This window comes from Paenibacillus zeisoli (assembly GCF_003994465.1).
GTDB lineage: Bacteria > Bacillota > Bacilli > Paenibacillales > Paenibacillaceae > Fontibacillus > Fontibacillus zeisoli.
On sequence record NZ_RZNX01000004.1, the window covers coordinates 163,816 to 189,840 of the forward strand.

The 26,025-nt window shown below is 47.4% G+C and carries 23 protein-coding genes; 14 read left to right on the forward strand and 9 right to left on the reverse strand.

Annotated elements, in window-relative coordinates; genetic code table 11:
* Positions 1–95: 95 nt before the first annotated feature.
* The 3 genes from EJP77_RS12120 to EJP77_RS12130 all read right to left on the reverse strand — a co-directional run bounded on the left by EJP77_RS12120 (position 96) and on the right by EJP77_RS12130 (position 3,775).
* Positions 96–887, reverse strand: coding sequence for an SDR family oxidoreductase (locus EJP77_RS12120; protein WP_127199500.1), 792 nt, complete (start codon positions 885–887; stop codon positions 96–98).
* 104 nt (positions 888–991) lie between these two features.
* Positions 992–1,969 carry an aldo/keto reductase gene (locus EJP77_RS12125; RefSeq protein ID WP_127199501.1) on the reverse strand — a complete coding sequence of 326 codons (978 nt, stop codon included), beginning with the start codon at positions 1,967–1,969 and terminating at the stop codon, positions 992–994.
* A 90-nt stretch (positions 1,970–2,059) separates the two neighbouring features.
* Positions 2,060–3,775, reverse strand: coding sequence for a DUF2339 domain-containing protein (locus tag EJP77_RS12130; protein WP_127199502.1), 1,716 nt, complete (start codon positions 3,773–3,775; stop codon positions 2,060–2,062).
* A gap of 197 nt (positions 3,776–3,972) precedes the next feature.
* Here EJP77_RS12130 and EJP77_RS12135 point away from each other — a divergent pair, with 197 nt between their 5' ends.
* Positions 3,973–5,586, forward strand: coding sequence for an S-layer homology domain-containing protein (locus tag EJP77_RS12135; protein WP_246021879.1), 1,614 nt, complete (start codon positions 3,973–3,975; stop codon positions 5,584–5,586).
* Between the two features lie 3 nt (positions 5,587–5,589).
* Here the strand turns inward: EJP77_RS12135 and EJP77_RS12140 are convergent, their stop codons facing one another.
* Together EJP77_RS12140 and EJP77_RS12145 are read right to left on the reverse strand one after the other, a co-directional pair.
* Positions 5,590–6,015, reverse strand: coding sequence for a threonine/serine exporter family protein (locus tag EJP77_RS12140; RefSeq protein ID WP_127199503.1), 426 nt, complete (start codon positions 6,013–6,015; stop codon positions 5,590–5,592).
* 20 nt (positions 6,016–6,035) lie between these two features.
* The gene (locus tag EJP77_RS12145; RefSeq protein WP_425464238.1) at positions 6,036–6,815 is read right to left on the reverse strand and encodes a threonine/serine exporter family protein; all 780 of its coding nucleotides are present in this window, start codon (positions 6,813–6,815) and stop codon (positions 6,036–6,038) included.
* Between the two features lie 241 nt (positions 6,816–7,056).
* On the opposite strand from EJP77_RS12145, the gene EJP77_RS12150 reads away from it, so the two are divergent.
* The 5 genes from EJP77_RS12150 to cyoD all read left to right on the forward strand — a co-directional run bounded on the left by EJP77_RS12150 (position 7,057) and on the right by cyoD (position 11,462).
* Positions 7,057–7,317, forward strand: coding sequence for a hypothetical protein (locus EJP77_RS12150; protein ID WP_127199504.1), 261 nt, complete (start codon positions 7,057–7,059; stop codon positions 7,315–7,317).
* 278 nt (positions 7,318–7,595) lie between these two features.
* Positions 7,596–8,516 (forward strand): ubiquinol oxidase subunit II, encoded by a 921-nt coding sequence (locus tag EJP77_RS12155; RefSeq protein WP_127199505.1) that lies wholly within the window; start codon positions 7,596–7,598, stop codon positions 8,514–8,516.
* Between the two features lie 24 nt (positions 8,517–8,540).
* Positions 8,541–10,523 carry a cbb3-type cytochrome c oxidase subunit I gene (locus tag EJP77_RS12160; protein ID WP_127199506.1) on the forward strand — a complete coding sequence of 661 codons (1,983 nt, stop codon included), beginning with the start codon at positions 8,541–8,543 and terminating at the stop codon, positions 10,521–10,523.
* On the forward strand, positions 10,523–11,128 hold the full coding sequence (gene cyoC, locus EJP77_RS12165) for a cytochrome o ubiquinol oxidase subunit III (protein ID WP_127199507.1): 606 nt from the start codon (positions 10,523–10,525) through the stop codon (positions 11,126–11,128). Before EJP77_RS12160 ends, cyoC begins: the two co-directional genes overlap by 1 nt.
* A 1-nt stretch (position 11,129) precedes the next feature.
* A complete protein-coding gene (gene cyoD, locus EJP77_RS12170; protein ID WP_127199508.1) occupies positions 11,130–11,462 on the forward strand; it encodes a cytochrome o ubiquinol oxidase subunit IV in 333 nt (110 codons plus the stop codon).
* Positions 11,463–11,645: 183 nt separating this feature from the next.
* Here cyoD and EJP77_RS12175 read toward each other — a convergent pair whose 3' ends face one another.
* Both EJP77_RS12175 and EJP77_RS12180 read right to left on the reverse strand, forming a co-directional pair.
* The gene (locus EJP77_RS12175; RefSeq protein ID WP_127199509.1) at positions 11,646–13,727 is read right to left on the reverse strand and encodes a class I SAM-dependent methyltransferase; all 2,082 of its coding nucleotides are present in this window, start codon (positions 13,725–13,727) and stop codon (positions 11,646–11,648) included.
* 96 nt (positions 13,728–13,823) lie between these two features.
* The gene (locus tag EJP77_RS12180; protein WP_127199510.1) at positions 13,824–14,534 is read right to left on the reverse strand and encodes a peptidylprolyl isomerase; all 711 of its coding nucleotides are present in this window, start codon (positions 14,532–14,534) and stop codon (positions 13,824–13,826) included.
* Positions 14,535–14,667: 133 nt separating this feature from the next.
* Here EJP77_RS12180 and EJP77_RS12185 point away from each other — a divergent pair, with 133 nt between their 5' ends.
* The 4 genes from EJP77_RS12185 to EJP77_RS12200 all read left to right on the forward strand — a co-directional run bounded on the left by EJP77_RS12185 (position 14,668) and on the right by EJP77_RS12200 (position 19,432).
* The gene (locus EJP77_RS12185; RefSeq protein ID WP_185897326.1) at positions 14,668–15,741 is read left to right on the forward strand and encodes a GGDEF domain-containing protein; all 1,074 of its coding nucleotides are present in this window, start codon (positions 14,668–14,670) and stop codon (positions 15,739–15,741) included.
* A 122-nt stretch (positions 15,742–15,863) separates the two neighbouring features.
* Positions 15,864–17,243, forward strand: a complete 1,380-nt coding sequence (locus tag EJP77_RS12190; protein ID WP_127199512.1) for a spore germination protein — start codon at positions 15,864–15,866, stop codon at positions 17,241–17,243.
* A complete protein-coding gene (locus EJP77_RS12195; RefSeq protein WP_127199513.1) occupies positions 17,236–18,333 on the forward strand; it encodes a GerAB/ArcD/ProY family transporter in 1,098 nt (365 codons plus the stop codon). Before EJP77_RS12190 ends, EJP77_RS12195 begins: the two co-directional genes overlap by 8 nt.
* The gene (locus tag EJP77_RS12200; RefSeq protein WP_185897327.1) at positions 18,326–19,432 is read left to right on the forward strand and encodes a Ger(x)C family spore germination protein; all 1,107 of its coding nucleotides are present in this window, start codon (positions 18,326–18,328) and stop codon (positions 19,430–19,432) included. The genes EJP77_RS12195 and EJP77_RS12200 overlap by 8 nt, the downstream gene beginning before the upstream one ends.
* A gap of 85 nt (positions 19,433–19,517) precedes the next feature.
* On the opposite strand, the gene EJP77_RS12205 is transcribed toward EJP77_RS12200, so the two are convergent.
* Positions 19,518–19,847 carry a hypothetical protein gene (locus EJP77_RS12205; protein WP_127199515.1) on the reverse strand — a complete coding sequence of 110 codons (330 nt, stop codon included), beginning with the start codon at positions 19,845–19,847 and terminating at the stop codon, positions 19,518–19,520.
* Between the two features lie 163 nt (positions 19,848–20,010).
* Positions 20,011–20,187 (reverse strand): hypothetical protein, encoded by a 177-nt coding sequence (locus tag EJP77_RS20670; RefSeq protein ID WP_185897328.1) that lies wholly within the window; start codon positions 20,185–20,187, stop codon positions 20,011–20,013.
* A gap of 155 nt (positions 20,188–20,342) precedes the next feature.
* On the opposite strand from EJP77_RS20670, the gene EJP77_RS12210 reads away from it, so the two are divergent.
* The 4 genes from EJP77_RS12210 to EJP77_RS12225 all read left to right on the forward strand — a co-directional run bounded on the left by EJP77_RS12210 (position 20,343) and on the right by EJP77_RS12225 (position 25,988).
* Positions 20,343–21,788: a SulP family inorganic anion transporter gene (locus tag EJP77_RS12210; protein WP_185897329.1), complete on the forward strand. Its 1,446-nt coding sequence runs from the start codon at positions 20,343–20,345 to the stop codon at positions 21,786–21,788.
* An 88-nt stretch (positions 21,789–21,876) separates the two neighbouring features.
* Entirely contained in the window at positions 21,877–22,653 is a 777-nt protein-coding gene (locus tag EJP77_RS12215) for a Cof-type HAD-IIB family hydrolase (RefSeq protein WP_127199517.1), read from the forward strand.
* Positions 22,654–22,757: 104 nt separating this feature from the next.
* A complete protein-coding gene (locus EJP77_RS12220) occupies positions 22,758–23,768 on the forward strand; it encodes a LacI family DNA-binding transcriptional regulator (RefSeq protein ID WP_127199518.1) in 1,011 nt (336 codons plus the stop codon).
* Positions 23,769–24,071: 303 nt separating this feature from the next.
* The gene (locus EJP77_RS12225) at positions 24,072–25,988 is read left to right on the forward strand and encodes a sensor histidine kinase (protein ID WP_127199519.1); all 1,917 of its coding nucleotides are present in this window, start codon (positions 24,072–24,074) and stop codon (positions 25,986–25,988) included.
* The last annotated feature ends 37 nt before the right edge of the window (positions 25,989–26,025 follow it).

Here is a 26,025-nt window from a genome sequence, read left to right on the forward strand (position 1 = left end):
CCTAAATTTGATCTGAATAAGGAAGAAGCTCTGATCGTTGATCAGGGCTTCTTGTGCTTGTCTATAGTAATCTGAAAACTGGCTAACTGTGCAAATTACCCTCGCAGCAGGGATTCGGCTCCATCCACATAGATCTCGGTTCCCGTCACATGAGAGGATTCGCTGCTTGCCAGAAAGAGAACGAGATTGGATACTTGTTCAGGAGATCCTGGCTCATCCTCAAGCGGATGACTGCCTTCCGGGAACTCAACTGGAATCTGTACTTCCTTTAGATCGTCAGAAGGATACGTATTCTCATCAATATTCGTCTCAATAGCGCCAGGACAGATCGCATTAACCCGGATTTTGTATTGGGCCAGCTCCAGAGCGGCCATCTTCATGAAGGCGACCTGAGCAGCCTTCGTCGAGGCATAGGCCGAGAAGCCGACACCCGAGAATACCCGGTTGCCGTTAATTGAGCTTGTAATAATGACACTCCCGCCCTGATCCTTCAGGTAAGGTACGGCATATTTAACGGTGGCAAATGTACCTCGCAGGTTAATATTCATCGTCTGATCCCAGTCCTCAATCTGCATAGTCTCAATCGGGGCCATAGTGCCGTTGATTCCTGCGTTGGCGAATACAATATCCAGCTTGCCAGATTGGTCAGCAACCTGCTTGAAGCCCTGTTCAATCATTTCGGGTCTTGCGATATCACAGTCAATGACCACGGCTTTGCCGCCAGCTTCCTCGATGATCCGCTTGGTCTTCTCCGCAGTGTCATGAGTACGATCGAATAAATACACTGTGGCTCCGTGCTCGGCGAAGCGGATAGCTGCAGCTTTCCCGATACCGGAGCCGCCTCCGGTGACAACGGCAACCTTACCTTTCAACCTCTGTTCTGGCATAGGGCATCCTCCTAAGTACTAAGTACTGTTCTGTAACTGCATAGACAGTAGTTAAATACCCTCGTACCCCAGCGTGAATCAAACCCCTCTATACCACTTCTGCATTATGGCAGATTAACTCCCCGTGAAGAGACATAGAGCTTGTACCATTCATCCCGGGTCATCATTCGTGACTGGCTTTCAGCATCCCGGCAGGCACGAATTCGTTCTGGATTGATTGTGCCGATGACCGGTTGAATCTTGGCAGGATGTCTCATTAACCAGCCGAGTACAATAGCCTCGGGTGTGGTGCCTTTATCATGAGCCATTTGCTGAACAAGAGCGGCCGTCGCTCTGATGTTCTCAGGCTGATCGTCCAGCGGCCGTCCCGAGAATTTGCCTTGAGCCAAAGGCCCCCAGGCTTGAATCTGGATACGGTTGGATTGGCAATATTCCATTAAACCTTCAGAGAAATTGACTGAGGTTCCGGCCTTCTGGTTCACATGGACGCCTTGATCCAGGAAATCCAGCCGCTCCAGGCTGAGCTCCAGCTGGTTCACGACCAGGGATTCAGGCAGGGCCTGTTCGAGATAGCGGATTTGGGCAGCGCTCATGTTGGATACGCCGAAGTAGCGCACCTTTCCAGATGATTTCAGCTTGCCGAAGGCTTCGGCCACTTCATCCGGCTCCATGAGCGGGTCCGGACGGTGAAGGAGCAGTACATCCAGATAGTCTGTACCAAGTCTCTGAAGAATGCCGTTCACAGACTCAAGAATGTGCTCTTTGGAGAAATCAAAGCGACCAGGGACGTCGTCATTTCCAAAGCGGATACCGCACTTGGACTGGATGACAATCTGCTCACGCATTCCGGGCCTGGCTTGCAGAATCCTGCCAAAGGTCTGTTCTGCCTTGCCGCGGGTATAGATATCTGCATGGTCAAACATGGATATGCCAATAGATAGTGCGGCATCAACCGCCTTCTCAGCTTGGAGCACATGCTCCTCGGTAATGGGCGCATCATTCCATTCCCCGCCGAACGGCATACAGCCCAGAATAAGGCGGCTCGTGGATATTCCTCTGGTCTCAAGCGGCATAATTCTCATAGTTACCTCCATGGTTATTCAAGGATGTTAGTCACATTAAACATACAGCTTAAGGAACTGCCTTTCAAGAAAGTGATGATAACCAATCTTTTAAGTAGAAGGGCGATCTGATGGACTGCCTTGGTCGTGATCAGGAGGAGTTCGCCTGTACAGCAGCCGGGATGCAGCAATTCCAACCGCGCCAAGACCCATGAACAGAACTGCTCTGATAGCCAGAGATACACCCGGAAGGTCGATATAGATTACTTTTGCCAGCGTTAGAAATAAGAAGAAAATGCCCGTTAATCTTACACTGCGAAGCTTAAGAACAATCCCTGCAATAATAATGGCTACGGCATACAGCGCCCATATCGCGGATAGAATAAGGTGCCTGCTGTCAAAGTCGAGCCCGTGTGTAAGAACATCCGTGATTTGAGTCATGAATATTAAGAACAGAATCGGATCGGCCCAATTCCATATAGAACGTTTAAGCAGGAAGTAAGGCAGCTCCGGCAGGCCGTTAAGCACCCTTGCAACTATAGCTGCAGAACCTAGCAGTACGATCCAAGCTGCAGATTCCATTGAGAAGACTTCATGAATAGGATGAATTAGTAACCATAACATCCCTGTGATATAAATTATGCCGCCTGTCACAAGCTGCAGAATTCGGCTTGACTTGATTCCGAGCAGAAGGGCCAGTGTCCCCAGGGTTATAAGGGCAGCGGCAAGCGTGGCAGCATTCAGGATGTCCAAGAGCCATAAGAAGCAGGCCAAGGAGGCGATGCTTACGTGAATAGAATAGTCTTTTTTCCAAATGAAGTTCCAGAGGGCGGTTATGCTGTAAATCAGTGCCCAGCCAGCTACTACAATGTCATAAGTGATCGCTTTATCACCATGAAACAGGAGGAAAGTCCAGCCTGAGAGCAGTACGAACCCGGTGAATAATAGAACTGGGTTGCCGCGGACCGGAATAATCGGTCTTAAGAATGAAAGGAAGAATAGCCCGAAATATTGAAGCAGCAGGGCGGTTAGATAAGCATAGCGAATGGACTCTGTGCCAGAACCCAGGTACAGGGCGAACAAAGGGATATGAAGCATGAAGAAAGCTGTGAAGTAAGAAGTACGGAAAGAATACAGTACCGCGATAACCATAATCGCAACCGAGAACAACGCTTCATATCCTGCGAAGATCCAGGCGTTAGGCACCTCCGAGCGGATCAGAAAAGGAATCAGATAACCGCCGGCCATCGTAATCATGATTAACACCTGAGACCTGTGACGAATGGCTGTGAAGACGCCTGCTCCAATAGACAGAATATAGAGAACGAACGAATGGGGAGCCGGTATCAGCTCATATAACATGTGAGCTGCGAACAGGGTAAGCATCAGGATTGCTATGGATCCGCCCTGCAGTACCTGACCCAGGGCCTGGCGCTTGTGACGGAATTGAATCTCCCCGTACCAGAACAGAAGAGCCGCAGCACCAAGTCCCAATATGCAGCGGGCAGGCTCGGTAATGAATCCGGAATTAACCGCAGCATTGAATCCCCACAAGAAGCCCAGCAGCAGGACAAGTATAAATACTCTTGGAAGCCAAATCCGGGCAATCAGATGCTCCCAGTCAATCTTGGGTTTAAGTTCATGAGGTTGGAACGTATGATGCACCGGTGCGTTGTGCCGATCTGCAGGAGAGAGCTTGCGTTCCCGTTCTGATCGGGGAAAAGGCTTTACTTTCGGAGCTGTATTCTGGTGCTGCATACGTTCAAGCTGCCTTTCCAGCTGCAGCACTTTCTTCTCCAGCTCATCGACCCGACGATGGATATCCAAGACTAAGGCGCCTCCTTTAAGTTGCTGTTCAACCAGGCTGCTGTAATTACACAATTTTGGTAATAGTATATCACGAATCTAGATCTAAAATATCTGCGTGTGGCGCGCTTTGTCTACCAATATTTTCGTGTCGATAGAGACATCTTTTTCTGATAGTATTGCGGGGTTCAATAAGTTATCAGAAGAGGTGGACTAAGGTGAGGCAGATTATAGCAAGAACAGCGGTGTTATCGATCATTTGTATGTTAAGCGGTTTCATAGGTGCACAGGGAAAGGTCCATTCTGGTGAAGAGAATCTTCCATTTACGGACCTGGTCGGTGCTTATGGAACTTACGAGATTGCCAGTCTATACAATAAAAGTATTATGAAAGGAACGTCGCCAACCCTGTTCTCACCGGACAGGCCGATTACACGGGCCGAGAGCTTAACTGTACTAATCCGGCTGCTGAAGCTAGAACCGGTTCAGGGAGCCATTGCCGCATTCAAGGATGTACCTGCAAGCAAGTGGTATTTCGGTACCGTACAGGCTGGTGTTGATGTTGGAATAACCGAAGGAACCAGCCTCAGCGAGTTCGCTCCAGAGCAGCCTTTGACCCGCCAAGAGGCTGCGGTATGGCTCGTCCGGGCTTTGAAGCAATCAGGCACTTCAGCGGATACGGCGCCGGCCTTCCGTGATCGGGGAGAGATGGCTGTCTGGGCTGTGCCGTCAATTACTATTGCACAGGAACTCGGACTAATGAAGGGGGACGGCGGAATGTTCCGTCCGAATGCTCCGATTACACGCCAGGAGACGGCGGTCTTGATGAACAGGGTCCTGGAGACTGGGGATTGGGCCTCCAGGATTAATCAGCTTCCTGCTTCGGGAATTCAGCTGGGGTGGCAGTATAATCAGACCACAGCGCAGTATGAGCAAAGTGTGCAAAAGTCGGCGGTCAACACTCTTTCCCCGCGGTGGCTGTTTCTGGAGAGTAATGGAACGATCAGCCAGTCGATAGACCGATCTCTCATTACTTGGGCGGGACAGCATAACAAAAAGGTATGGGTGATGGTAGGCAATCGATTTGATGCGGATGCCACACATCTTATGCTGACAGACAAATCCAAGTCAGCGGCGGCAATCAAACAGATTGGAGATCTGGTGCGGAATTACAGCTTGGATGGTATTAATCTTGATTTCGAAAATGTATATCCGTATGACAAAGCAGGATTGACTTCTTTTGTTCAAGGACTTGCAACTAGGCTTCATAATGAGCAGGCGGTGCTCTCCTTCAGTGTATCCCCGGATCTAGGCACAGACTGGACGGAGGCGTTCGATTATGCGGCGCTTGGCAAAGCGGCGGATTATATGGTGCTGATGGGATACGATGAGCATTGGGCAGGGGGGAGTGCGGCGGGTTCAGTATCTTCACTGCCTTGGCAGCAAAACGGCCTGGATCGGCTTATTGCCGCAGTTCCTGCCGGGAAAGTCATTCTTGGGCTTCCTCTATATACAAGAGATTGGTCGCTGAACAAGGATGGCTCCGCGGCGTCATCGGCCGAATTGACTTTGGCAGAGCAGAATAAGCGGGTAACCGGATATGGACTTCATCCCAAGTGGAATGGAACCCTTCAGCAGTACACAGCCGAGTATACACTTGGAACGGTTCGTCACCGGATTTGGTTGGAAGACGGGCGTTCGCTATCGAGGAAATATGTAATGGGGACAAGCCGCGGAATCGCCGGGTTCGCATATTGGTATGTTAGCAGTGAGAGCGCGGACATCTGGCCGGCTTTGCGCAATGCTAGCCGATATGCTGGGTACACCTTCTGAAGCTCACCTTCCAGTGCGGAACACTTGATTCAATACTTCGGACAAAATTAGTCCCATAGCTATGGCGCCAGAGATCAGGAACGCTTCAGCGGCGAGCTGAACGGCGGCGTTATAGTCATTTTCCACGAATTTGCGCATGGCATCATAGGCAAGTCCTCCGGGGACCAGTGGAATGATGCCTGCAACACTGAAGATAATGACAGGCATCTTATAGAATCTGGCAAAGATCAGGCTGATCAGTCCCACAATCGCGGTGGCGCAGAGGGAAGCCAGAACAGGGCCAAAGCGCGGCTGCAGCAGCAGGTAGATTACCCAGCTGAGCATGCCTGCCAGACCGCATTGGAGCAGGGAGCGTTTAGGGGCATTGAACAGAATTGTAAAAGCGGAAGATGCTATAAAGCTGACGACCAGCTGTGCCACCGTAACCATATCACAGGACCTCTTTCATTTTAGAAAAATAAATACAGGGCGGCGATGCCCGTGCCGATCGCGAAAGCGGTAAGGAAAGCTTCGGCTCCCCGGGAGAGGCCGGATACCAAATGACCGGCCATTAAATCTCTTACGGCATTCGTGATCAGAAGACCGGGAACGAGGGGCATGACCGAGCCGATAATGATCTTGTCAAGAGCGACGCCAATCCCCGCACGGACCAGCAGGGTGGAGATCAGACCAACGAGGAAGGCGGCGAATAATTCAGCGAAGAATTTAACCCTCACCAGTCTCTGGAAATAAATGACGGCGGAGTAGCCGAGTCCCCCGCTTATAAGCGAGGGCAGAAAGTCTCTCCATCCGCCCTGGAACATAATCGTGAAGCAGGCGCTGGCAATGGAAGCTGCTGCGATCAATACCCATACCGGGAAAGCGTGGGCGGCAGCATCGATTCTCAGCAGCTCCTGCTTCGCTTCTGCTGCCTGAATTGCTCCGCCGGTGAGCTTGCGGGAGATACTGTTCACAGCCGTCACCTTCTGGAGATCCGTAGTCCGTTCTGCAATCCGGATCAGCTTGGAGGAAGCTCCGCTATCGGCTTGAAATATAATTCCCGTAGGTGTGACATAACTGTGTGATAGGGGCATGCCGAGGCTTGTTGCAATGCGTGTCATCGTATCCTCCACACGGTAGGTTTCCGCACCGCTTTGCAGCATGATTTTACCGGCAAGCAGACACAAATCGGTTGCGGTTTCAACATCGGCTTTGTGGCTGGATTCTGAAATTCCCGGGGTAAGTTGCAAATTGATCTACTCCTCTTGGCTCTTCTGACTCGATTTGACCGTCCACATTATATCATGCGGAAGCTGAGGCCGACATGTTTAGCATCATGGGGAAAGGGTAAGAGATGAATAAGTAGTGGCAAGTTCTAAATGTGACAGAATTATAAAAATAATTTGAACAAATTATGAACATTTTGTTGCGGTTTGTGGTATACTTAATTCATAAGCAAGCCCTTTCAACATTTAACCAGGAGTGATGAACATGTCAGCTAAAGTATATCCTTTCAGTAAAGTTCAGCAAATGAAAGATGATGGCTATACCGTTGCCTTTTATATGACCGTAATATCTTGGGCGCTCCTTGCATTCGGTGTTGTACTGTGTCTCTTCAACCTAGCGGAGTTCAATGACCGAAATATGGCCTTGATGGGTGGCCTCGGTGCCATGATCTCCAGTGTATTTGTGTATACCATTGGAACCTCGATTTATCTGGTTCAATCCAACTCGAATAAAGATAACAAATGAACAGTTCTCAAGTGAGATAAATAATTATAAAAACCCTTAAGATTGATGTCTTAAAGGGTTTTTTTGCGTCCATATTAGTAGTTGTGAACACTTCGTGAAAATAATGCCTTCAAATGGAAATGAATTTATGACGATTTGGTTAACACGTGACAAATCTCACATGCAATCTGATAAACTGAAACAGCTTTGATGTGTATGGGTAATTACATTAATAAGTGCAGTTTGAACTCCTGATGTTTTGGGGTCCATTCTGTACCTGATGAAGAGGTGATGGGAAAATGAAAAGCAAGCGGTCCGGCTGGAAACTGCTCACGATTCTGGTCTTGAGCTACGCTGTGATCATCGCAGTGTCCGTAGCACTCGGATGGGATAAGTTCATCGTGCTTGATCCGAAAGGACCTGTGGCTGAAGTTCAGCAAAAGCTGATCATTCTAACAGGACTAATATGTATGGCTGTCGTGATTCCAGTTATTGTACTCATGGTCTACATTGTATGGAGATACCGGGATACTCCAGACAATGATGCGCCTTATCAACCAAATTGGCATGATAGCAAGCTGCTTGAAACCATTTGGTGGGGGATTCCAATCGTTATTATTATTGTGCTTGGTATCTTCACTGCGCGTGATACGTATAAGCTGGCCAAACCGCCTGTAACGGATGCTAATCCGATTACGATTCAGGTTACTTCACTGGACTGGAAATGGCTGTTCCAATACCCGGGTCAGAAGATTGCGACGGTTAACTATGTGCAAATTCCGGCAGGTGTTCCAATTCGCTTCCAACTGACTTCGGATGCACCAATGAACTCCTTCTGGATTCCGCAGCTCGGCGGTCAGGAATATTCGATGCCGGGTATGGCAATGCAGCTGTGGCTGCAGGCAGATAAGCCAGGTAAATATTTCGGCTCCGGTGCCAACTTTAGCGGTAGGGATTTCGCTCACATGCAGTTCGTGGTGGAGTCCAAGCCGCAGGCTGAATTCAATGAGTGGGTGAAACAGGTCAAGGCTTCTTCACCAGAGTTAACCAAAGAGGGCTACACTCAGCTGGCGAAACCAAGCACAGCCAAACAGGAATTTTTCTCATCTTATCCGGATGATCTGTACACCGAGATTGTGGACAAGAACGGCGGAATTTATATGAAGCATGAGATGGATAGTATGAATTCCGGCAGTTATAACGGCTCAACAAAACCATAATGATAGGCGAAAGAGGGTTACGTAATGTGGGAAAATATTAAGGATTTCGCCTCCACTTTCTTCGTCACCGGTGATCCGCTAATTTATGGTGCGGATGTGTCCATTGCGCTGACGAGTATCGCAATCGTCTTTGTACTGACGTATTTCAAAAAGTGGACGTGGCTTTGGCGGGAGTGGATCACTACCGTCGATCACAAAAGAATTGGTATCATGTATCTCATCGCTTCACTGCTTATGCTCTTCCGCGGCGGGGTCGATGCGCTGCTGATGCGTACGCAGCTTGCTCTGCCGAACATGAAGTTCCTTCAGGCAGACCACTATAATGCTGTATTTACAACACACGGTACGATCATGATTCTCTTCATGGCGATGCCGATGATGTTCGCTCTATTTAATCTGGTTGTGCCTTTGCAGCTGGGTGCAAGGGACGTAGCATATCCGTTCCTGAACTCCCTGAGCTTCTGGCTGTTCCTGATGGGCGCCATGTTGTTCAACCTGTCATTCGTTATCGGGGGATCTCCTGATGCGGGATGGCTCAGTTATCCGCCGCTGTCGGAGCTGTCTCACAGTCCGGGCGTCGGAGAGAACTTCTATATATGGGGGATACAGATCTCAGGTATCGGTTCCCTGGCAACAGGGATTAACTTCCTGGTAACGATCTTGAAGATGCGTGCACCAGGTATGAAAATGATGAAGATGCCGCTGTTCTCCTGGTCTGTACTTTCCAGCTCGATCATCATAATCTTCGCGTTCCCGATTCTGACCGTTACGCTGGCACTGCTCTTCCTGGATAGGTTCTTGGGGGCTCACTTCTTCACCATGGATCTGGGCGGCAATCCGATGATGTATGTCAACCTGATCTGGATGTGGGGTCACCCGGAAGTGTATATCGTGGTTCTTCCGGCATTCGGTATCTTCTCTGAGGTTGTAGCAACCTTCTCCAAGAAGAAGATATTTGGTTATAATTCGATGGTCTTCTCTATGATGCTCATCAGTATCGTATCCTTCTTCACTTGGGCCCATCACTTCTTCACGATGGGAGCCAGTGCGAACGTTAACGTGTTCTTCGCTATCTCGACGATGGTTATCGGTATACCGACAGGGGTTAAGATCTTTAACTGGCTGTTCACGATGTTCCGCGGGCGGATTACAATTACACAGCCGATGCTGTGGACCCTTGGATTCATCCCATGTTTCGCTGTGGGTGGAGCAACGGGTGTCATGCTGGCTGTAGCTCCAGCCGACTATCAATATCACAACAGTTACTTCCTGATCGCTCACTTCCACCAAGTGCTGATCGGGGGCGTTGTATTCGGTTATCTGGCAGGAATATACTACTGGTGGCCGAAAGTATTCGGATTCAAGCTGAACGACCGTCTTGGTAAATGGGCCTTCTGGCTGTGGAACATTGGTTTCTATGTATGTTTCATGCCGCAGTACGCACTCGGCTTCATGGGTATGACCCGTCGTCTATACACTTATGGATCAGATACAGGCTGGGATCTGGGCTGGGCACCGCTTAACCTTATATCCACAGTAGGTGCGTTCCTGATGGGTCTAGGATTTATTTTCCAAGTGTGGCAGATCAGCTACAGTATCCGCAAAGGCGAGCGAGACCTCACTGGGGATCCATGGGGTGGACGGACGCTCGAATGGTCCATTCCATCTCCTGCGCCAATGTATAACTTTGCGGTAGAGCCGCAAGTAACAACCGATGACGCATGGTGGAAAGTCAAAGAAGACAGAGCGAAAGGCATTAAGCCGGCACCTGTCAAATATGAACCCATTCATATGCCGAAGAACTCGGCGATACCGTTCGTAATGTCGGTATGCTGGTTTATTGCCGGATTCGGCTTTGTATTCGATTGGATGTGGATGGCAATTCCGGGATTGATCGGGGTAGCAATTTGTTTGCTGGCACGTTCCTTCTCGTACGACACGGATTATTACATTCCGGTTGATGAAATTGAGCGCACTGAGGCCGCTTTAAGAGGGAGGACCGTCTAATGGCACACGCGACAGCAGAGCATTCCCACGCGCATGAAGCCCACGAGAGTCACGAGTCCCTTAAGGTGCTTGGCTTCTGGATCTTCATCGTTACCGATATCTTGATATTCGGCACATTATTCGCCTGTTATGCGGTACTTCATACGCATACGAACGGCGGACCTGGCGCCAAAGAGTTATTTGAAATGCCAGGCGTTATTGCAGAGACGTTTATCCTGCTTACAAGCAGCTTCACAAGCGGTCTGGCTGTACTTGCCATGCATAAGGGCAAAGTAAAACAGCTGATCGCTTGGCTGGCCGTAACTGCGGTGCTGGGTGCTGCCTTTATCGGGATGGAACTTACTGAGTTTGTGAAGTTGGTTGAAGAAGGCCATAAGATTTCCAGTAATGCATTCCTGTCTGCTTTCTATACACTGGTGGGTACACACGGTCTTCACGTATCGATCGGTCTTGTATGGATGATAGGGCTCATGATTCAGTTGTCCCGTAGAGGCGTTACTGAAGTGACTACCCGTAAAGTAACTAACCTCAGCTTGTATTGGCACTTTTTGGATGTCATCTGGATCTTTGTCTTCACCGTCGTATACTTGATGGGGGTGATGTAAGATGAGTCAGCATAATACCGGACATGAACATGCCTCTGGTGAGAGCCATGGTTCACTGAAGTCTTATGTGATTGGTTTTATTTTCTCCATCGTACTAACAATCATTCCGCTCGTCATTGTAATGAATGGTCTGCTTAACAAGACTCAGACCGTCATCACAATTATGATCATGGCCGTTCTTCAGCTAATCGTTCAGCTCTTCTTCTTCATGCATATCCGTGAAGGCGAGAAGCCGAGATGGAACGTCATGACGTTGATCGTTGGGATTATTATCGTACTCACAATTGTAGGCGGGTCGATCTGGATCATGTCCTTCAACTCTACGGTGCAATAATAAAGGCCCAGCATTTAATTAATGGAATTGGACTCTAGTGAACTGCGGGAAGGCGCTGTTCATTGGGGTCGAACTTGAAAAGGGAATGTCTCATTAGCCAGGCAATTGGCTGTGGACATTCCCTTTTTTTGTTAGAAAAACAGCGTGGTTTAAGATTAATGATTATTCCTGACGGGAGGGTGATTAACCTACGTTCACTTTCTCAATCACAATGAGACACGTACTGTCAGGCAGCGATACCGGTAACCCCTGCTCATCCATGAACTGGATTCTTCCCTGCAGAGCTTCCGTATAACCTTCCTGAAGGAAATGGCGGTTCTCCATAATCAAGGCGGCATCGCCCAAGGTTGAGCGGATGAAATTTACGTATTCGCCCGGTGTGAAATAGCCGAACTGCTCCTGCACCTCATGGACATAAGCTTCTTCTCCCCAAGTGTAGGTATAGAGGAATTCCATGGCATCATTGATCGGCATTTGCACTTCTTGATCATTCACGAGTTCATACTGAATATTTCGTCCGGCAAAATCCTTCTGGTATCTCTGCAGCCATTCCAGCCCGTCTGCCTCCAGGAATCGAATGCGGCGTTGGAGTGAGGCCGGCTCAGTCATGATCCCGTCTCTGATTATAATCCTTCCCCCTACAGGAAGGACCTCAAAGGCACTTGCCAATGCAGCCGCGATTGTAGCATGATTGAACCGTCTGCCTTCATATTCGATATAAGAGAACAGCTCGTGAAGAATAGAGGAGAAGACGATGGTGTCGGCCTGACCTGGCTTCACATAGCTCGAGAGCTGGAGAGCATCTCCCTTGAGAACATGCCAGGTATGTCCTTCAAGCTGCTTCTTCCGCTCAAGCGCTTCAATAACATTAGCTGAAATATCAAGGCCTGTTGCCTGAATATGAGGAAGCTCCTGTTCAATCAGATCAAGCAGTACACCTCCTCCAGGACCAATATCAATAGCCTTGCTGCCAACGATGTAATTCAGAATTACCTTCTTGTAGTCGGCTGTCTGGTTCATACCGGCCAGATATTCCTCTTCGTTATGGAAGCGATCATAGGCATCACGGCGCAGACCAAACAGATCGAACAGCATGAGGACGGCTTTCTCATAGAGGGGAGATTTCTCTGCCTCCATACAGAATTCAATCAGCTTCTCTGCCGCCGGTGAGAATTCGAACGTGAAGAAGACCGTATCCGGAAGCTCGGGATGAGACTGAAGGCTATGCTTAAGATGTGGGCTCGTGATATTTTGTCCGTCTAGAATACTATCCCAAGTGAGATCTTGCAGGTATTTCTCAATAATTCGTTTCTTATAGACATTGATTTTCTTAGAGCCCTTGTAGTCATAATACATCATATTCATCAGCCTCTCGAAGCTGATATGACGCACGGGCAGGTCAGTCTTATCATGACGGACAGCGAGAAGAAGAACTTTGATGAATTCATCCAGTGCAAAGTCCTGCAGAGCCGATTCCACGTACCAAAGTGTCTGCTCTTTAATGGGAGCCAGGCTGGCGGCAAGATCAATCTTTTCTTGAATCAGATCCAATTCCGTGTCAAATCGTTCACCCTTACGGATAGAATGAGTTCTTAGCAGCCGCAGCCGCTGAAGTACTGTTGCCTCTTCTGAGTAGGTACCATAAGCAATCTGCCTTATCAGCTGCTCTACTTCTTCCTGGATAGAACTCCATAAGTCTTCCGATACACCGGCAATTATACAGTGGTTGAGAGGAAGCAGGATATCCACAAGCTCTTGGGGAGCAAGCATACCGGCGCTTACTAATTGCTGAAGAGGTTCATTCTCTGTAAATGGAACCTCACCCCGGAGCTGCTGGCCAATGAGTCCATGTGTCGCAATTAGGGTATTAATGACTTGAAGGCGGTTGTCTTGAGTCTCAGCATGATTCAATTCAGTATAAAGCTGCGCCGAGCCGATATTATGTACAAATAGATTAATCCCCTGCTTCTGCCAGGCCTTGCGCTGACGCAGGGTGCCGCCCTTGGATACCTCGGACCAGATGAGCACTTCCTGTATGATCTCTCTGATCCAGAAAGAGACAGGCAGCTTATCCAGGATAAGCAGGGTTCTTTCAACATAATCGAGTACTGGATTCACATCTTCCAGTTCACGAAGAGCGTGGATACGCTCCAGATTGATGATTGTTTGTTCCGCGGTGATAATATAGTTCAGCCATGGGTTATCGTCCGCAACTGGTTCTTGACCTTGACGATATGCGGCAATCGCTGTGAGTGATGCAAGCATCGCTTTAGTCCTCCTCTGCAAGTTCTATTATCAATATATAACAAAATAGGACAGGTCGGGGATCATTTATCCCGGCCTGTCCACAAACGTTGGTTATTACTTGAGAGTCTCAGGTTCTTTGTAATCTACACCGAAGGTATCAACGGTAACCTTCTTCATGACCTGCTTGGTGTTAGGGGCATCATTGGCGTCGCGAGGTTGGTTCACAATTTCATCAACAACCTCCATACCCTCGGTTACCTTACCAAAGGAAGCGTATAGACCGTCCAGGCTTGGGTAATCGGCAGCCATAATAAAGAACTGGGAGCCGGCTGTATCCGGCATCTGGGTTCTGGCCATAGAGATGACGCCGCGGGTATGCTTAAGATCGTTTTGGAAATTGTTCTGGGTGAATTCGCCCTTTATGTTGTAGCCAGGACCCCCGGCACCCGTGCCTTCAGGGTCACCGCCTTGAATCATAAAGCCGGGAATGACACGGTGGAAGATGGTTCCGTCATAGAAACCTTTTTTAACCAGAGAAATGAAGTTATTCACTGTGTTAGGGGCAACTTTAGGATACAGTTCCACTTTAATTGTTTTGCCGCTGTCCATCTCAATGGTTACCACAGGATTCTTGCTGCCTTCATTGGCAATTTTGTTCTGCAGGCTCTCGGCAGCGGTATCCTTGCTAGTCTCTGCTGGAGCAGCCGGGCCAGCTTGGGTTTGTGTACCCTCGGCCTCCTTTTTGGCTCCGCAGGCTGAAAGCACGAGGACGAACACCATCAGCATGACGATGAGGATCGGCCGGGTTGTCAAAGCTTTCTTCATTGTGTCTTACTCTCCTTTTTGTTTTATCTCAGGATCTATTATACCTACTTTTGTTCCAGGAGAGAAACGAGGCTGAATGGAGCACTGGAAAGTTCACATTTTGAATCTAAATATGCTATGCGAGGTATCCGCCATGTTGGAGAAACTTATTAATAATTTTACACTGCTGACATCGTTTCTTTTCTTCGGCAATATGGCCCGGAGCCGATTTTTGAAAGATAGAGTTGGATCTAACCTGAACTTTATCATTAGTGGGGTGGTGCTTGGATTATTCGGGCTGCTGCTCATGCACTTCACCTTTCCGATCAACAGCCTGGTTGTTGCGGATTTCCGGCAGCTTGCCATTATCGTGTCTGTATTCCTGGGCGGAGCTGTATCAGGCTTCTGGACTACGCTGATCATAGCGATCTACAGGCTGATCTTCCTGCATGGACTAAGCTCGGCTTCCATATTAGGGGCCTTGAATGCAGCACTAACCTTCCTGTTAGCCGTATGGCTGCTGCCGAAGAGAAAGTTTATTTTGGGAAAATGGGTCCTGGTCCTTGTTCTGTCTCTATCGACCACACTGGCAACGTTCTATCTGACTTTACACGAGAAGGTAGCCGCCATATTGATCCCTTTCTCGTTCGTATTTATACTTGCAGGTATGTTCAGCTTCTACATGCTGCGGTATCTGAAACGCTCGGATGATCTGCTCCATATGATGAAGGAAGCGGCACACCGGGACTTTCTTACAGGCCTTCACAATCTAAGGGCTTTTGAAGCCTTTTTCGATTCCAAGGTGGAGGCGAGTTACATTGAACCTGCGGTTTTCTCATTGCTCGTCGTGGATATTGATCATTTCAAGCAGGTGAACGACACGTATGGACATGCGGCCGGAGACGCTGTACTGTCCCAGCTGGCTGATGTTCTCAGGGATACCTTTCATCCTGGAGATTATATTGCCCGCAAGGGCGGGGAAGAGTTTGTTATTATCGTAGATGACTGCGGGATTGATAAGGTGCGGCAGGTGGCCGAGCGGCTAAGGAGGAATGTAGAGAATCGAATCTTTGCCCTTCCAGAAGGGGACAGCATCCGGGTGACCATATCCATTGGTGCTGCAGTCTATCCAGTCATTGATTCCGAGCAGCTGTTCGAAAAAGCGGACCAAGCGTTATATGCTGCCAAAGAAGCTGGGAGAAACCAAGTGTGTCTGATGAGCGCCTGACCTAGAGGAAGAATACCTTAACGGGTATTTCTTCCTCTTTTTTGTATGGTTTGCTCCCTTTTGTGCCAAAATAGGAAAACCATGAGCAAAGATACATTCGTAGAGGGCAGGAGGAAATGGATATGCGAGGCAGCCAGCATAAGAAAGAATCAGACAATCTTCTGCAGTGTATTGGGGAGAAGTTGTCCAAGAGTACGGATTTGGAGCAGCGCAGCTTGGGTACCTCGGATCAACAGGTGAACCTAATCTACTTGAAGAGTGTGTCGCACTCCGCCACGGTGAACCGGTTTGTCATTAGCCCCTTTTTCGAAATGAAAGACGAGAAGGGTTTTGAAGAGTACATCGCCTCCTTTCCGGGGAGTAAGCCGAGCCATGACATTAAGGAAATCCTGGAGCTGTTGCTTGGCGGTCATGTAGGGATTTTTTTTAGTGATAATAAAGTGTATTTGTTTGATGCTGTTCGTGTTGAGGCAGGATCTGTAGCTGATGCACAGACAGAGGTTATCGTTCAGGGTCCGTCCGATTCTTTCAATGAGAGTCTTGAGGTCAATTTGAACTTGATCCGGCGCCGCTACCAGTCCTCTGATCTGAAGGCGGAGACCACAACAATTGGTCATAAATCGAAGACGAAGATAGCTATTGTGTATGATGAGACGAGGATCGAGCCAGAGGTGCTAAAAGAATTAAAGAAACGTCTGGATGGCATCTCGGTTGATATTCTTCAGGCAGCGGCAGAGCTCGACAAGTATTTATCTGGCAATAAATATCGCCTATTTCCCACCACCATTGTGACGGAACGGCCGGACAGGGCCGTATTTAACATCTCGGAGGGGAAAATTGTCCTTCTTGTAGATACCACTGGATTTGCCGTTGTTCTTCCTGCGGTATTTAACGATTTCTTTACAGCGATGGATGACAAGCTTCAGGTGCTCCCGGTTGGATGGTTTCTTAAAGGAATTCGTTATCTTGGTCTAATTCTTACCGTTCTGCTTCCCAGCTTCTATGTAGCCTTTACTTCTTACAATCCAGAGGTATGGAAGGTGCAAATTGCATTGTTAGTGGCGGGAAGCAGAGCAACCGTTCCGTATCCCTCCTATGTCGAAGTGTTAATAATGCTCTTGATGATGGAATTTCTAACTGAGGCGAGCTTACGACTACCTAAAGCCATTGGTCCTACGGCTACTACAGTAGGCGGGCTTATTCTGGGGACGGCGGCTACGGAAGCGGGACTTGTCAGCAATATTATGATCATTCTGGTCTCAGCGGTTGCCATATCGAACTTTGTTATTCCTCTGAATATGATGGGCTTTACGATTCGGGTAGTCAAATACCCTTTTATTCTCCTGGCTACATTATTTGGCTTACTAGGAATTGTACTTGGATTAGTAGGCGTGATCATGTATCTATGTAGTCTGCGGAGCTTTGGGAAGCCCTATTTCAAAATCTTCGGGATTGATAGAGTCCGAATCACCAATTCCCAGAAGGAGAGAGAGAATGGTTAAGAACAAATACTTTTACTATCTCTTTCTAATTAATGCTTTGATCAATGTAGTCAATTTCGTGCCACGGGGATTAATAGCTCAGCGTTTCAGTGGAGCGATGATGGCGATTGTAATCTCTGTCCCGATTGGACTACTGCTTATGTATCTATGCATTAAGATGATGAGTAAATTTCCAGGTGAAGGGATTCCGGAGATATTTAACGCGAACTATCCAAAGCCGGTGACCAAGTTCATGCTCTTTGGACATACGCTGCTCTGGTATATCGCGGGGTTAATTACTCTAATTGCGTTCGTAGATGTTACGATGAGGTACATCACCTCAGATGTGTCCCCACTTTTGATTATGGTTGGCTTTCTTGTGGTTGTCTGCCTTGCTATTCGTGTAACTGCTGAATCGATTCTATATGCGCTTGAAGTAGTGATCATTATTAATGTTCCGATCATTATCTACGTTCTGTTCAAAGCACTCCTGAATCCCATGTTCAGTTGGGATGCGGTTATGCAGGTTATTACGTATTCTTTAAAAGCGCCTTCGTACGGATCCATTTCGTATGCAACGTTCATATTTACAGGCTACCTTAACTTAGCCGTGTTTAACCGGGCATTTAAGAAGATCCGTGTCAGACACATCTGGATGATTGGGGTTGTGGGTTTCTTGGTTCTGATTGCCTCGGTACTTATCCCCATCGGTTATCAAGGGACCATTGGGGTAGAGAGACATGTATATCCATGGTTCTCTACGGCGGATGTGCTCCGTACGAAGAACTTTATTGTAGAACGGGTACTTTTCTTCTTCTATTTCACTTATTTGACGCTATCGCTGGTGAGTTCTATCGTACACTGGCATGTGGCTCTAGAGATGCTTAAAGGTGTATTTCTAACTGAGGAGAAGAAAAAGCGAAAGATTGATCCTGAATGGTGGATGATTCTTGCTTTTTGTATTGTAGCCTTCTTCGCCATGAGGACGAATCAATTTTTCCGGGACCGTGCAGGTCTCTTGTTCCTGGATATTCGGCTTGCCGCTGAATTCTTCCTGATCGCCAGCGTATACCTTGCTTATAAAAGGAGGGAGGCTAAGAAGCGTGAATAGAATCCTGTGCATCCTGCTGATCCTCTTGTTGATCCTGCCCCTACAAGGATGCAAATTCAAAGATATTGACCTTAAGCTGTTTGTTATGGCAGTAGGTATTGATGAAGCGGAGAATAATCCGAATAAGTTAAGTGTGACTTTGAAGATTGCTATACCTCAAGGTGACCCGAAAAAAGCGGAGGAGCAGGTTCAAATCATAACCGAGGAAGGAGACACCATAGCCGAGATTGTCCGTGTGATGAAGTCAAGAATTGACAAAGAGCTGGACTTTGGACACTGTAAGGCCGTGCTTTTTGGGGAGAAGTATGCCCGAAAGAATATTCGGGAGGCTGCAGACTGGACTATGCGTAGAAGAGATATTCAACTCACGATCTATACAGCGGTAGCTAGACCCTCGGCGAAGGAGGTTCTTAATGTACAGCCTGTAACGGAGCGTATCCCTGCGAATTCGATTCTGCTTGCCCTAAGTAAAGATGGAACGGAATCACCCTTTATTGTTCCGCCCGCCTTTGCCTACGTGTTGCAGAGGCGCATTGATGAGAGAGGAGCGGACCCGATTCTTGCTTTGGTAGAAAAGAAAAGTGACCAGGAATTTCTGATCAATAAATCTTATCTTTTTGACAAAAGTAAAGCTGTAACCGAACTAGAGCCTGAGGAGACGAGAATTTACAACTTACTGTCCCTGAAGAATCTCAAGACCTCCCTTAATGTGGATTACCAAGGTCTTAAGTATGCTTACAATATAGAGAAGTCCAGCGCAAAATATAAGATAATAACCCCCACTAATGGTACTCCCTATATCGAATATAAAATTAAGATTCTTGCCGAGGTTGAGGAAAGTCATTCGGGCGACATCTTTAATGAGAAACTACTAAGGGATTTGTCAGCTGCTGCCGGGAACCAGCTGAATGAACGTGTAGAACGTACCCTCTCCAAAATACACCAGGCCAAATGTGATCCCCTGGGTTGGGGATTGCGCTATCAATCCAGACACTGGAATAATTCAGAGGAGTGGAAGGAATGGGAAGACCTTAGTGAGCGGCTGGAGTTTCATGTGAAATGTGATGTAGATATTAAATATACAGGAATGGTGCGCTAAATAAGCGCTTAACTTTCCATGAAGAACGCCCACTGCTTCCGGGATGGAGGCTGTGGGCGTTTGTAGTGGTTAAGAGACAATGCGGTTACTCTTCGTCTCCTCCGTCGTAGCCATTAATCAGGTCCGTTCCATGCATAATGATCTCTGGCGGGGCAGCGGGGTCAACCGGGCTGTTCTCCTGAATGGCATCCGCATCAGGTACATCCACAAGTGGAGCATCCTCAGCCGCGTCTACGTATGAATCCGTCTCATCCTCTTCAGAGGAACTCACACTTTGCGTAGTCCGGGAATCGTGTGGGAGCAGGTCATTACTTGGAATATCGTTCTCCGGATCGTAGTCCGCTAGAATCTTATATTGTTCATATTCCTGATCCCCGCGATTATCCGGGTTCATTAGGTTTCGATCTCGATCCATAGCCGTAATCCTCCTTCAGGTTACACTAAAATAGGGTCTACTTGGAGCTTACCCCAAACCGTCTTTTTCCAAACGCCGACTCATGCGTCAGTACCTGGTCTGCCTTGCACATAAAAACCCGGAGAGCACGGCTCCCCGGGTATTTCATGATATTCAGATAAGCTTAGAATTTAGGGAACACGTATTTGACGAGGAAATAGAGGAATCCAAAGAACAGGATAATGTACGCAGCGTACTTAATGAAGGTTGAAGCTACCATGCTTGAGTCGGATTTATGCTGGATGTCCCGTCTCTCTACTTCAACGTTGCTTACCTCTGTACGTTCCTGGGGATTAATCATAATTTTCTCCTCCTTTTCCGTTAAAAATTGACTTTATAGCTGTTGATAATTAATAAACGTGCATTCAGACAATGAAACAAATGCTTAATCACTTGACGTGTACCGTATAATCGAAGGGATGACTTGCCAGATAAACACAGAGGAGTGGGATTGTTTTGTTTGTAAATTGGTTGAAACAAGGGTTCTTGGGAAATACCCGTAGAGATATTTTGTCCGGATTAACTGTGGCCTTCGCTTTGATCCCGGAGGCGATTGCCTTTTCAATCATGGCAGGGGTTGGCCCCATGGTCGGACTCTATGCTTCTTTTACGATAGCTGCAAGTATCTCGTTCTTTGGGGGAAGGCCGGGAATGATCTCAGCGGCAACCGGGGCCATGGCCTCCTTGATGGGGCCGCTCATCGCCCAATATGGTATTGAATATTTATTTGCGGCAACCGTACTAACCGGAATTCTCCAGTGGGTGATGGGGGCGCTCCGCTTCGGACGCTTTATTACTTTTGTCCCTCACTCTGTCATGGTGGGATTTGTAAATGCCCTGGCTATTATTATATTTATGGCCCAGCTTCCCAATTTCGAGGGAGCTTCCTGGGAAGTCTATGCGATCTTGGCCGGTACACTGCTCATCATTTACCTGTTCCCCCTGCTGACCAAGGCGGTGCCTTCAGCACTGGTCGCTATTATAGTGATGACGCTTATCGCCGTGTTTACAGGTGCCGATGTAAGGACCGTAGGCGATATGGGGAATATTACACAAGCACTGCCGTTCTTCCATCTGCCGCAAATACCGCTGAACCTCGATATGCTGCTTGTGATCCTGCCTTATTCACTGGCTTTAGCCGTTGTAGGAATGACGGAATCCCTGCTTACCGCTACGCTGGTAGATGAGCTTACCGAGACAGGGAGCAATAAGAACCGCGAGATCCGCGGCCAGGGGATTGCCAATGTGATCACCGGCTTCTTCGGCGGTATGGCTGGATGCGCCATGATTGGGCAGACAGTAATTAACGTCAAATCCGGGGGCCGTACCCGATTATCTACTTTTATAGCGGGCGCCTTCCTGCTGTTCCTTATCCTGGTGTTAGGTGATGTGGTCAAGGTGATACCTATGGCAGCCCTAACGGGAGTGATGTTCATGGTATCCTTCGGAACCTTTGACTGGGCTTCACTTCGAACCTTGCATAGAATTCCGCGTACGGACGCCGTGGTCATGGTTGCTACAGTACTTATCGTAGTTGTGACCTCTAACCTCGCTATCGGTGTCATCAGCGGGGTAGTGTTAAGTGCAGTATCCTTCGGCTGGAGGGCCGCACACCTTAGATCAGCTTCCGAGATTAATTCTGATGGAGTGAAAAAATACACGGTAACAGGGCCGCTTTTCTTCGGCACGGCTGCGCAGTTCATTCAATTGTTCCGGGCTTCCGAAGATCCCCGGGTAATTAGGATAGATCTCTCCAAATCGCATGTATGGGATCATTCAGCCATCAACGCGATTTCCAAAGTGACGGCCAAGTATGAAGAGCTTGGCAAAGAGGTTAACATTCACGGGCTGAACGAGGAGAGCAGGGCGTTGATAGAGAAAGCCGGGCATGCTTTAGGCTAACTTTGAAGTAACTGCTTGACCTGAAACGCATTTCATATTCTATGCTTATGCCAGTGAACTTAATTAACTAAGACTGCGAGGGATAAGTATGGAACGAAGACTAGTATTTTTTGATATAGACGGAACGTTATTGGATCATCAAAAGAAGCTGCCTGACTCGACTGTTCAGGCAATTCATTCGTTAAGGGAACTTGGCCATGAGGTGGCCATTGCCACTGGCCGTGCACCTTACGCCTTCAAGGAGATCAGAGAGACCCTGGGAGTTGATTCATTCGTATCGCTCAATGGACAGTACGTGGTCTACCAGGGCAAAGTGATCCATAAGAATCCTATTGATCCCGCAATTATTCAGTCACTCACTGAATTCTCGATCCAGAGGAACAATCCAATTCTATATGTTGGCGAAGAGGCTATGAAGATGAATGTCGTACAGCATGACCGGGTTGATGCAAGCTACCTGCCCCATCAGATGGAACTCCCGGGATATGATCCGCAGTATTATGTGGACAGAGAGATATTCCAGTGTATTGTGTTCTGTACACAGGAAGAAGAGCCTGACTATCTGCGCGAGTTCGATCAGCCTCTTAGATTTGTGAGATGGGATAAGGTTGCAACGGATATCCTCCCCCAAGGCGGCTCCAAGGCAGCTGGAATTTCGAAGTTCATTGATTATGCGGGTATTAGCCGGGAAGAAGTTGTAGCTTTCGGAGATCATCTTAATGATATTGAAATGCTGCAGTTCGTGGGTCATGGGGTGGCTATGGGCAACGCGCAGGAGGCAGTCAAGCGGATCGCGAGATATACTACCAGAGATGTAGGAGAGAACGGCATCAAGCATGGACTGCAAAAGCTTGGATTAATCTAGAGGAAGCCGCGGGTGGCCGCTTTTATTATTGACTTCTATTGTGCTCTTGTCTACAATTTGCAGAAGAATACAAGGCAGATCCTTAATTTGGGAGTTGAACCCCTTTGATCACCATATACGATATCGCTCGACAAACCGGCTATTCACCGACCACCGTCTCTAAGGTGTTCAATGGCTACACCGATGTGAGCCAGAAGACACGGCGGATCATTCTGGATACGGCGGCTGAACTGGGTTACGTGCCGAATGCGAATGCACGAAGCCTGACCACCAAGCGTTCCTGGACAATCGGCATGCTCTTTGTGGAGCCGGCAGGTTCCGGGATTCGGCATCCTTACTTCGGTGGAGTAATTGACGGATTCAAGAAGGTAGCTACTTCCAAGGGTTATGATTTGATGTTTATTTCCAAGGATATTGGAGGCCGAAAGAGCGGGTATCTCGAACACTGCAAAATCCGAGGTGTGGACGGAGTCATTGTTATTTTGCCGGATCACGCAGACCCTTATTTCCATGAATTGCTCGACAGCAGCATACCCATGGTTATGCTTGATCAGAAATCCGCTTCGCACAGCACGGTTAGTTCAGATAACATACAGGGAGGCATTACCGCTGTAGAATATCTGTACTCGCTTGGCCATCACAGGATTGCCCATATTTCAGGTGGACTGGCTACCTTTGCTGGAGAGAAGCGTCATCAAGGTTATCAGATGGCCTTGAACAAGCTGGGGATCGCAGTGAAGCCCGAATATATTGCTGAAGGTCCTGTCGATTATTCGATAGAGAGCGGGTACTCGGCTATGCAGAAATTATTAGAGCTTCAGGAGCTTCCTACTGCCGTCTTCGCGGCTGGGGATAATCTTGCAGTGGGGGCTATACAAGCGATCCGGGAACGCGGACTTCGTGTACCTGAGGATATTTCGATAATAGGCTTTGATGACATTGAAATGGCGCAGTTCCTTACGCCTGCACTGACAACCATTAGACAGGATACCCATCTGCTTGGCAGCAGGGCTGCAGACTTGTTAATCAGCAATATTGAGGGGGCAAATGCGGTACAATGCGAGATATTGCCCACAGAACTGGTTATTCGTGATACCTGCCAACTCAATGCATAATATATATTGGTACTCTCTAAATAGAGATCCCTACAATTAGGGGTCTCTATTCCTATGTAGCGGGACATTTTGGAACTTAATACCTATAAATTCTAGTAAAAGTATTTACCTAATTGGAAAAATTTGATAGTCTTAAGAGAGTAGGCAAGCAATTTTTCGGCTGGCCGTAAGGATGACTAAGCACCATTTAAGGGGTGCTTTTATTATGAATTTACATAACTTTTCAGTCAGACAAACTTCCAGGATCATTTCGGTGTTTGAGTAATAAGTCCGAAGGTTCTATTAAATCGTCGAGGTGTAAAAATGAAGGGTCTGCTCAAAGGTATAATCATCGTTATGGTATTAGTGGGGCTAGGACTAGCCCTGTTCTCAACGGGGCTGTTGAATAACAAGAACTTAGACGCTTACAGTATTCCTAATTGGAATGTCGGATGGGTGGACAACTTGAACATGCCTCAGGATAATCATCAGATTAAGACAATTAATGGCTGGCATCCGGCGGATATTAATAATCCCATGCCAGGTAGACCGGGCCAAGCGACTAAAGCCTGGATCGAATTTAACTTGCCTTCTGCTGACAAAGGCACTCAGGCTATATTGCTGGATAAGGTTTATGCCAAGAATGTGATTATATTTATTGGGAACCACAAGATATATGAATCTCCAAGTGATGGTATATTCGGCAAAAAGAAAATTCTTGCTCCGTTCCAACCTTCCAATCATAAGAATGAAATAGTTTACATTGGGTTAACTTCTGATGATACAAAGTTAGGCTTAGTAAAGAATCTAATCAGAGTAGGGAAGTATGAAGATTTAGAAAAATACTTTGTAAAGCGTGATGTGCTGGATTTTGTGCTGAGTGGTTCACTAATGTTCATAGCAGTTGTCATGCTGGTATGTCTCTTCTTCTTGAACTATGAACTGCATTCTATCTGGTTAGCTCTGTCTGTGGTTATTCTATCCAGTGGTATGCTGATTATAACCTACTCTTCCTTCCTGTATGCCTTCTATCAGGTTAATGAAAGAAATACACAATGGATCTTTGATATTTCTTTGTTTGCCTTGCTTTATTCTATGAATTTATTTTTTGAAAAAATCTTCGGAAGAGGCTTTTTATCTCTTATTACGATTGTCCGCAGATTTCACCTGGGTTACTCGCTGATTTGTTTTGCATTTGCGTTATTCAATGTCATCAACCATTATCAATATGGCAGTACATATTTCCTTCTATCCACAACCATCATGGGATTCATTATGATTACTGAGTTTGCGATATTAATTAGCGTAGCGATAATTGAAGCTGCAAAGGGGAATATGGAAGCCATCATTTTTTCGATTGGTTTTGCTTTGCTAGCTTCTCTAAGTCTAGGAGAACTCATATGGTATTACAAGGAGAACCAAAGGTATGAACTTTTTGTCTGGAAATGGGGACTGGTCTGCTTTCTGATCTCACTTATTGTAATCCTAGGAAGAAGATTCGCTAATAATCACGATCAGCTTGTTGAATATTCCCAGCGGCTGGAAATGTTCAATGACGAACTGCAGCGTTCAGAGAAAATGGAGATCATCAGTGAGCTTGCCGCTTCCGTAGCCCATGAAGTCAGAAATCCGCTTCAGGTTACACGAGGCTTCCTTCAATTACTAGCCGAGAAGCAGCAGACTCAGGACAAGATTTACTTGAACATGGCTTTGGATGAGCTGGACCGAGCTTCCGGTATCATTACCGACTTCCTTACATTCGCCAAGCCGGAAGCAGGGAAGAGCACCATTCTGAATATTCTTAATGAATTTACCCATATTGAAGGCATTCTCGTGCCGATGGCTAATCTTCAGGGCGGACGCATTACCGTGGATATTCCGCCGCTGCTCGAGGTGAAGGGGAACACCTCCAAGTTCAAGCAGGCTTTCATTAACATTATCAAGAACAGCATAGAGGCTCTGCAGGGCCAAGGTGAAATTAAGATTTGGGCTTATGCCAAAGAAAGATATATTTATATTCATGTGAAGGATAATGGGGAAGGAATGAGCGCAGCAGAGCTTGCCCGGCTTGGCGAACCCTACTTTTCTAACAAAAGTAAAGGGACTGGACTGGGGCTTATGGTAACCTATGGTATTATTGAAGTCATGAACGGAGAGTTAACCTTTAAGAGTGAGAAGGGGGTGGGGACAGAAGCAATAATCCGGTTACCCGAAATAGGGAAACCGGATTATCAGAGTTAGTGAGGCAATTAAGTATCTCAGTAGAGTGCTAGATAAG

Excerpts from the sequence above, each read along its gene's own strand:
- EJP77_RS12120 (WP_127199500.1), bottom strand. The coding sequence starts at position 887 with ATGCCAGAACAGAGGTTGAAAGGTAAGGTTGCCGTTGTCACCGGAGGC.
- EJP77_RS12125 (WP_127199501.1), bottom strand. The coding sequence starts at position 1,969 with ATGAGAATTATGCCGCTTGAGACCAGAGGAATATCCACGAGCCGCCTT.
- EJP77_RS12140 (WP_127199503.1), bottom strand. The coding sequence starts at position 6,015 with ATGGTTACGGTGGCACAGCTGGTCGTCAGCTTTATAGCATCTTCCGCT.
- EJP77_RS12150 (WP_127199504.1), top strand. The coding sequence starts at position 7,057 with ATGTCAGCTAAAGTATATCCTTTCAGTAAAGTTCAGCAAATGAAAGAT.
- EJP77_RS12155 (WP_127199505.1), top strand. The coding sequence starts at position 7,596 with ATGAAAAGCAAGCGGTCCGGCTGGAAACTGCTCACGATTCTGGTCTTG.
- EJP77_RS12160 (WP_127199506.1), top strand. The coding sequence starts at position 8,541 with ATGTGGGAAAATATTAAGGATTTCGCCTCCACTTTCTTCGTCACCGGT.
- cyoC (WP_127199507.1), top strand. The coding sequence starts at position 10,523 with ATGGCACACGCGACAGCAGAGCATTCCCACGCGCATGAAGCCCACGAG.
- cyoD (WP_127199508.1), top strand. The coding sequence starts at position 11,130 with ATGAGTCAGCATAATACCGGACATGAACATGCCTCTGGTGAGAGCCAT.
- EJP77_RS12175 (WP_127199509.1), bottom strand. The coding sequence starts at position 13,727 with ATGCTTGCATCACTCACAGCGATTGCCGCATATCGTCAAGGTCAAGAA.
- EJP77_RS12180 (WP_127199510.1), bottom strand. The coding sequence starts at position 14,534 with ATGAAGAAAGCTTTGACAACCCGGCCGATCCTCATCGTCATGCTGATG.
- EJP77_RS12185 (WP_185897326.1), top strand. The coding sequence starts at position 14,668 with ATGTTGGAGAAACTTATTAATAATTTTACACTGCTGACATCGTTTCTT.
- EJP77_RS12190 (WP_127199512.1), top strand. The coding sequence starts at position 15,864 with ATGCGAGGCAGCCAGCATAAGAAAGAATCAGACAATCTTCTGCAGTGT.
- EJP77_RS12195 (WP_127199513.1), top strand. The coding sequence starts at position 17,236 with ATGGTTAAGAACAAATACTTTTACTATCTCTTTCTAATTAATGCTTTG.
- EJP77_RS12205 (WP_127199515.1), bottom strand. The coding sequence starts at position 19,847 with ATGGATCGAGATCGAAACCTAATGAACCCGGATAATCGCGGGGATCAG.
- EJP77_RS20670 (WP_185897328.1), bottom strand. The coding sequence starts at position 20,187 with ATGATTAATCCCCAGGAACGTACAGAGGTAAGCAACGTTGAAGTAGAG.
- EJP77_RS12215 (WP_127199517.1), top strand. The coding sequence starts at position 21,877 with ATGGAACGAAGACTAGTATTTTTTGATATAGACGGAACGTTATTGGAT.
- EJP77_RS12225 (WP_127199519.1), top strand. The coding sequence starts at position 24,072 with ATGAAGGGTCTGCTCAAAGGTATAATCATCGTTATGGTATTAGTGGGG.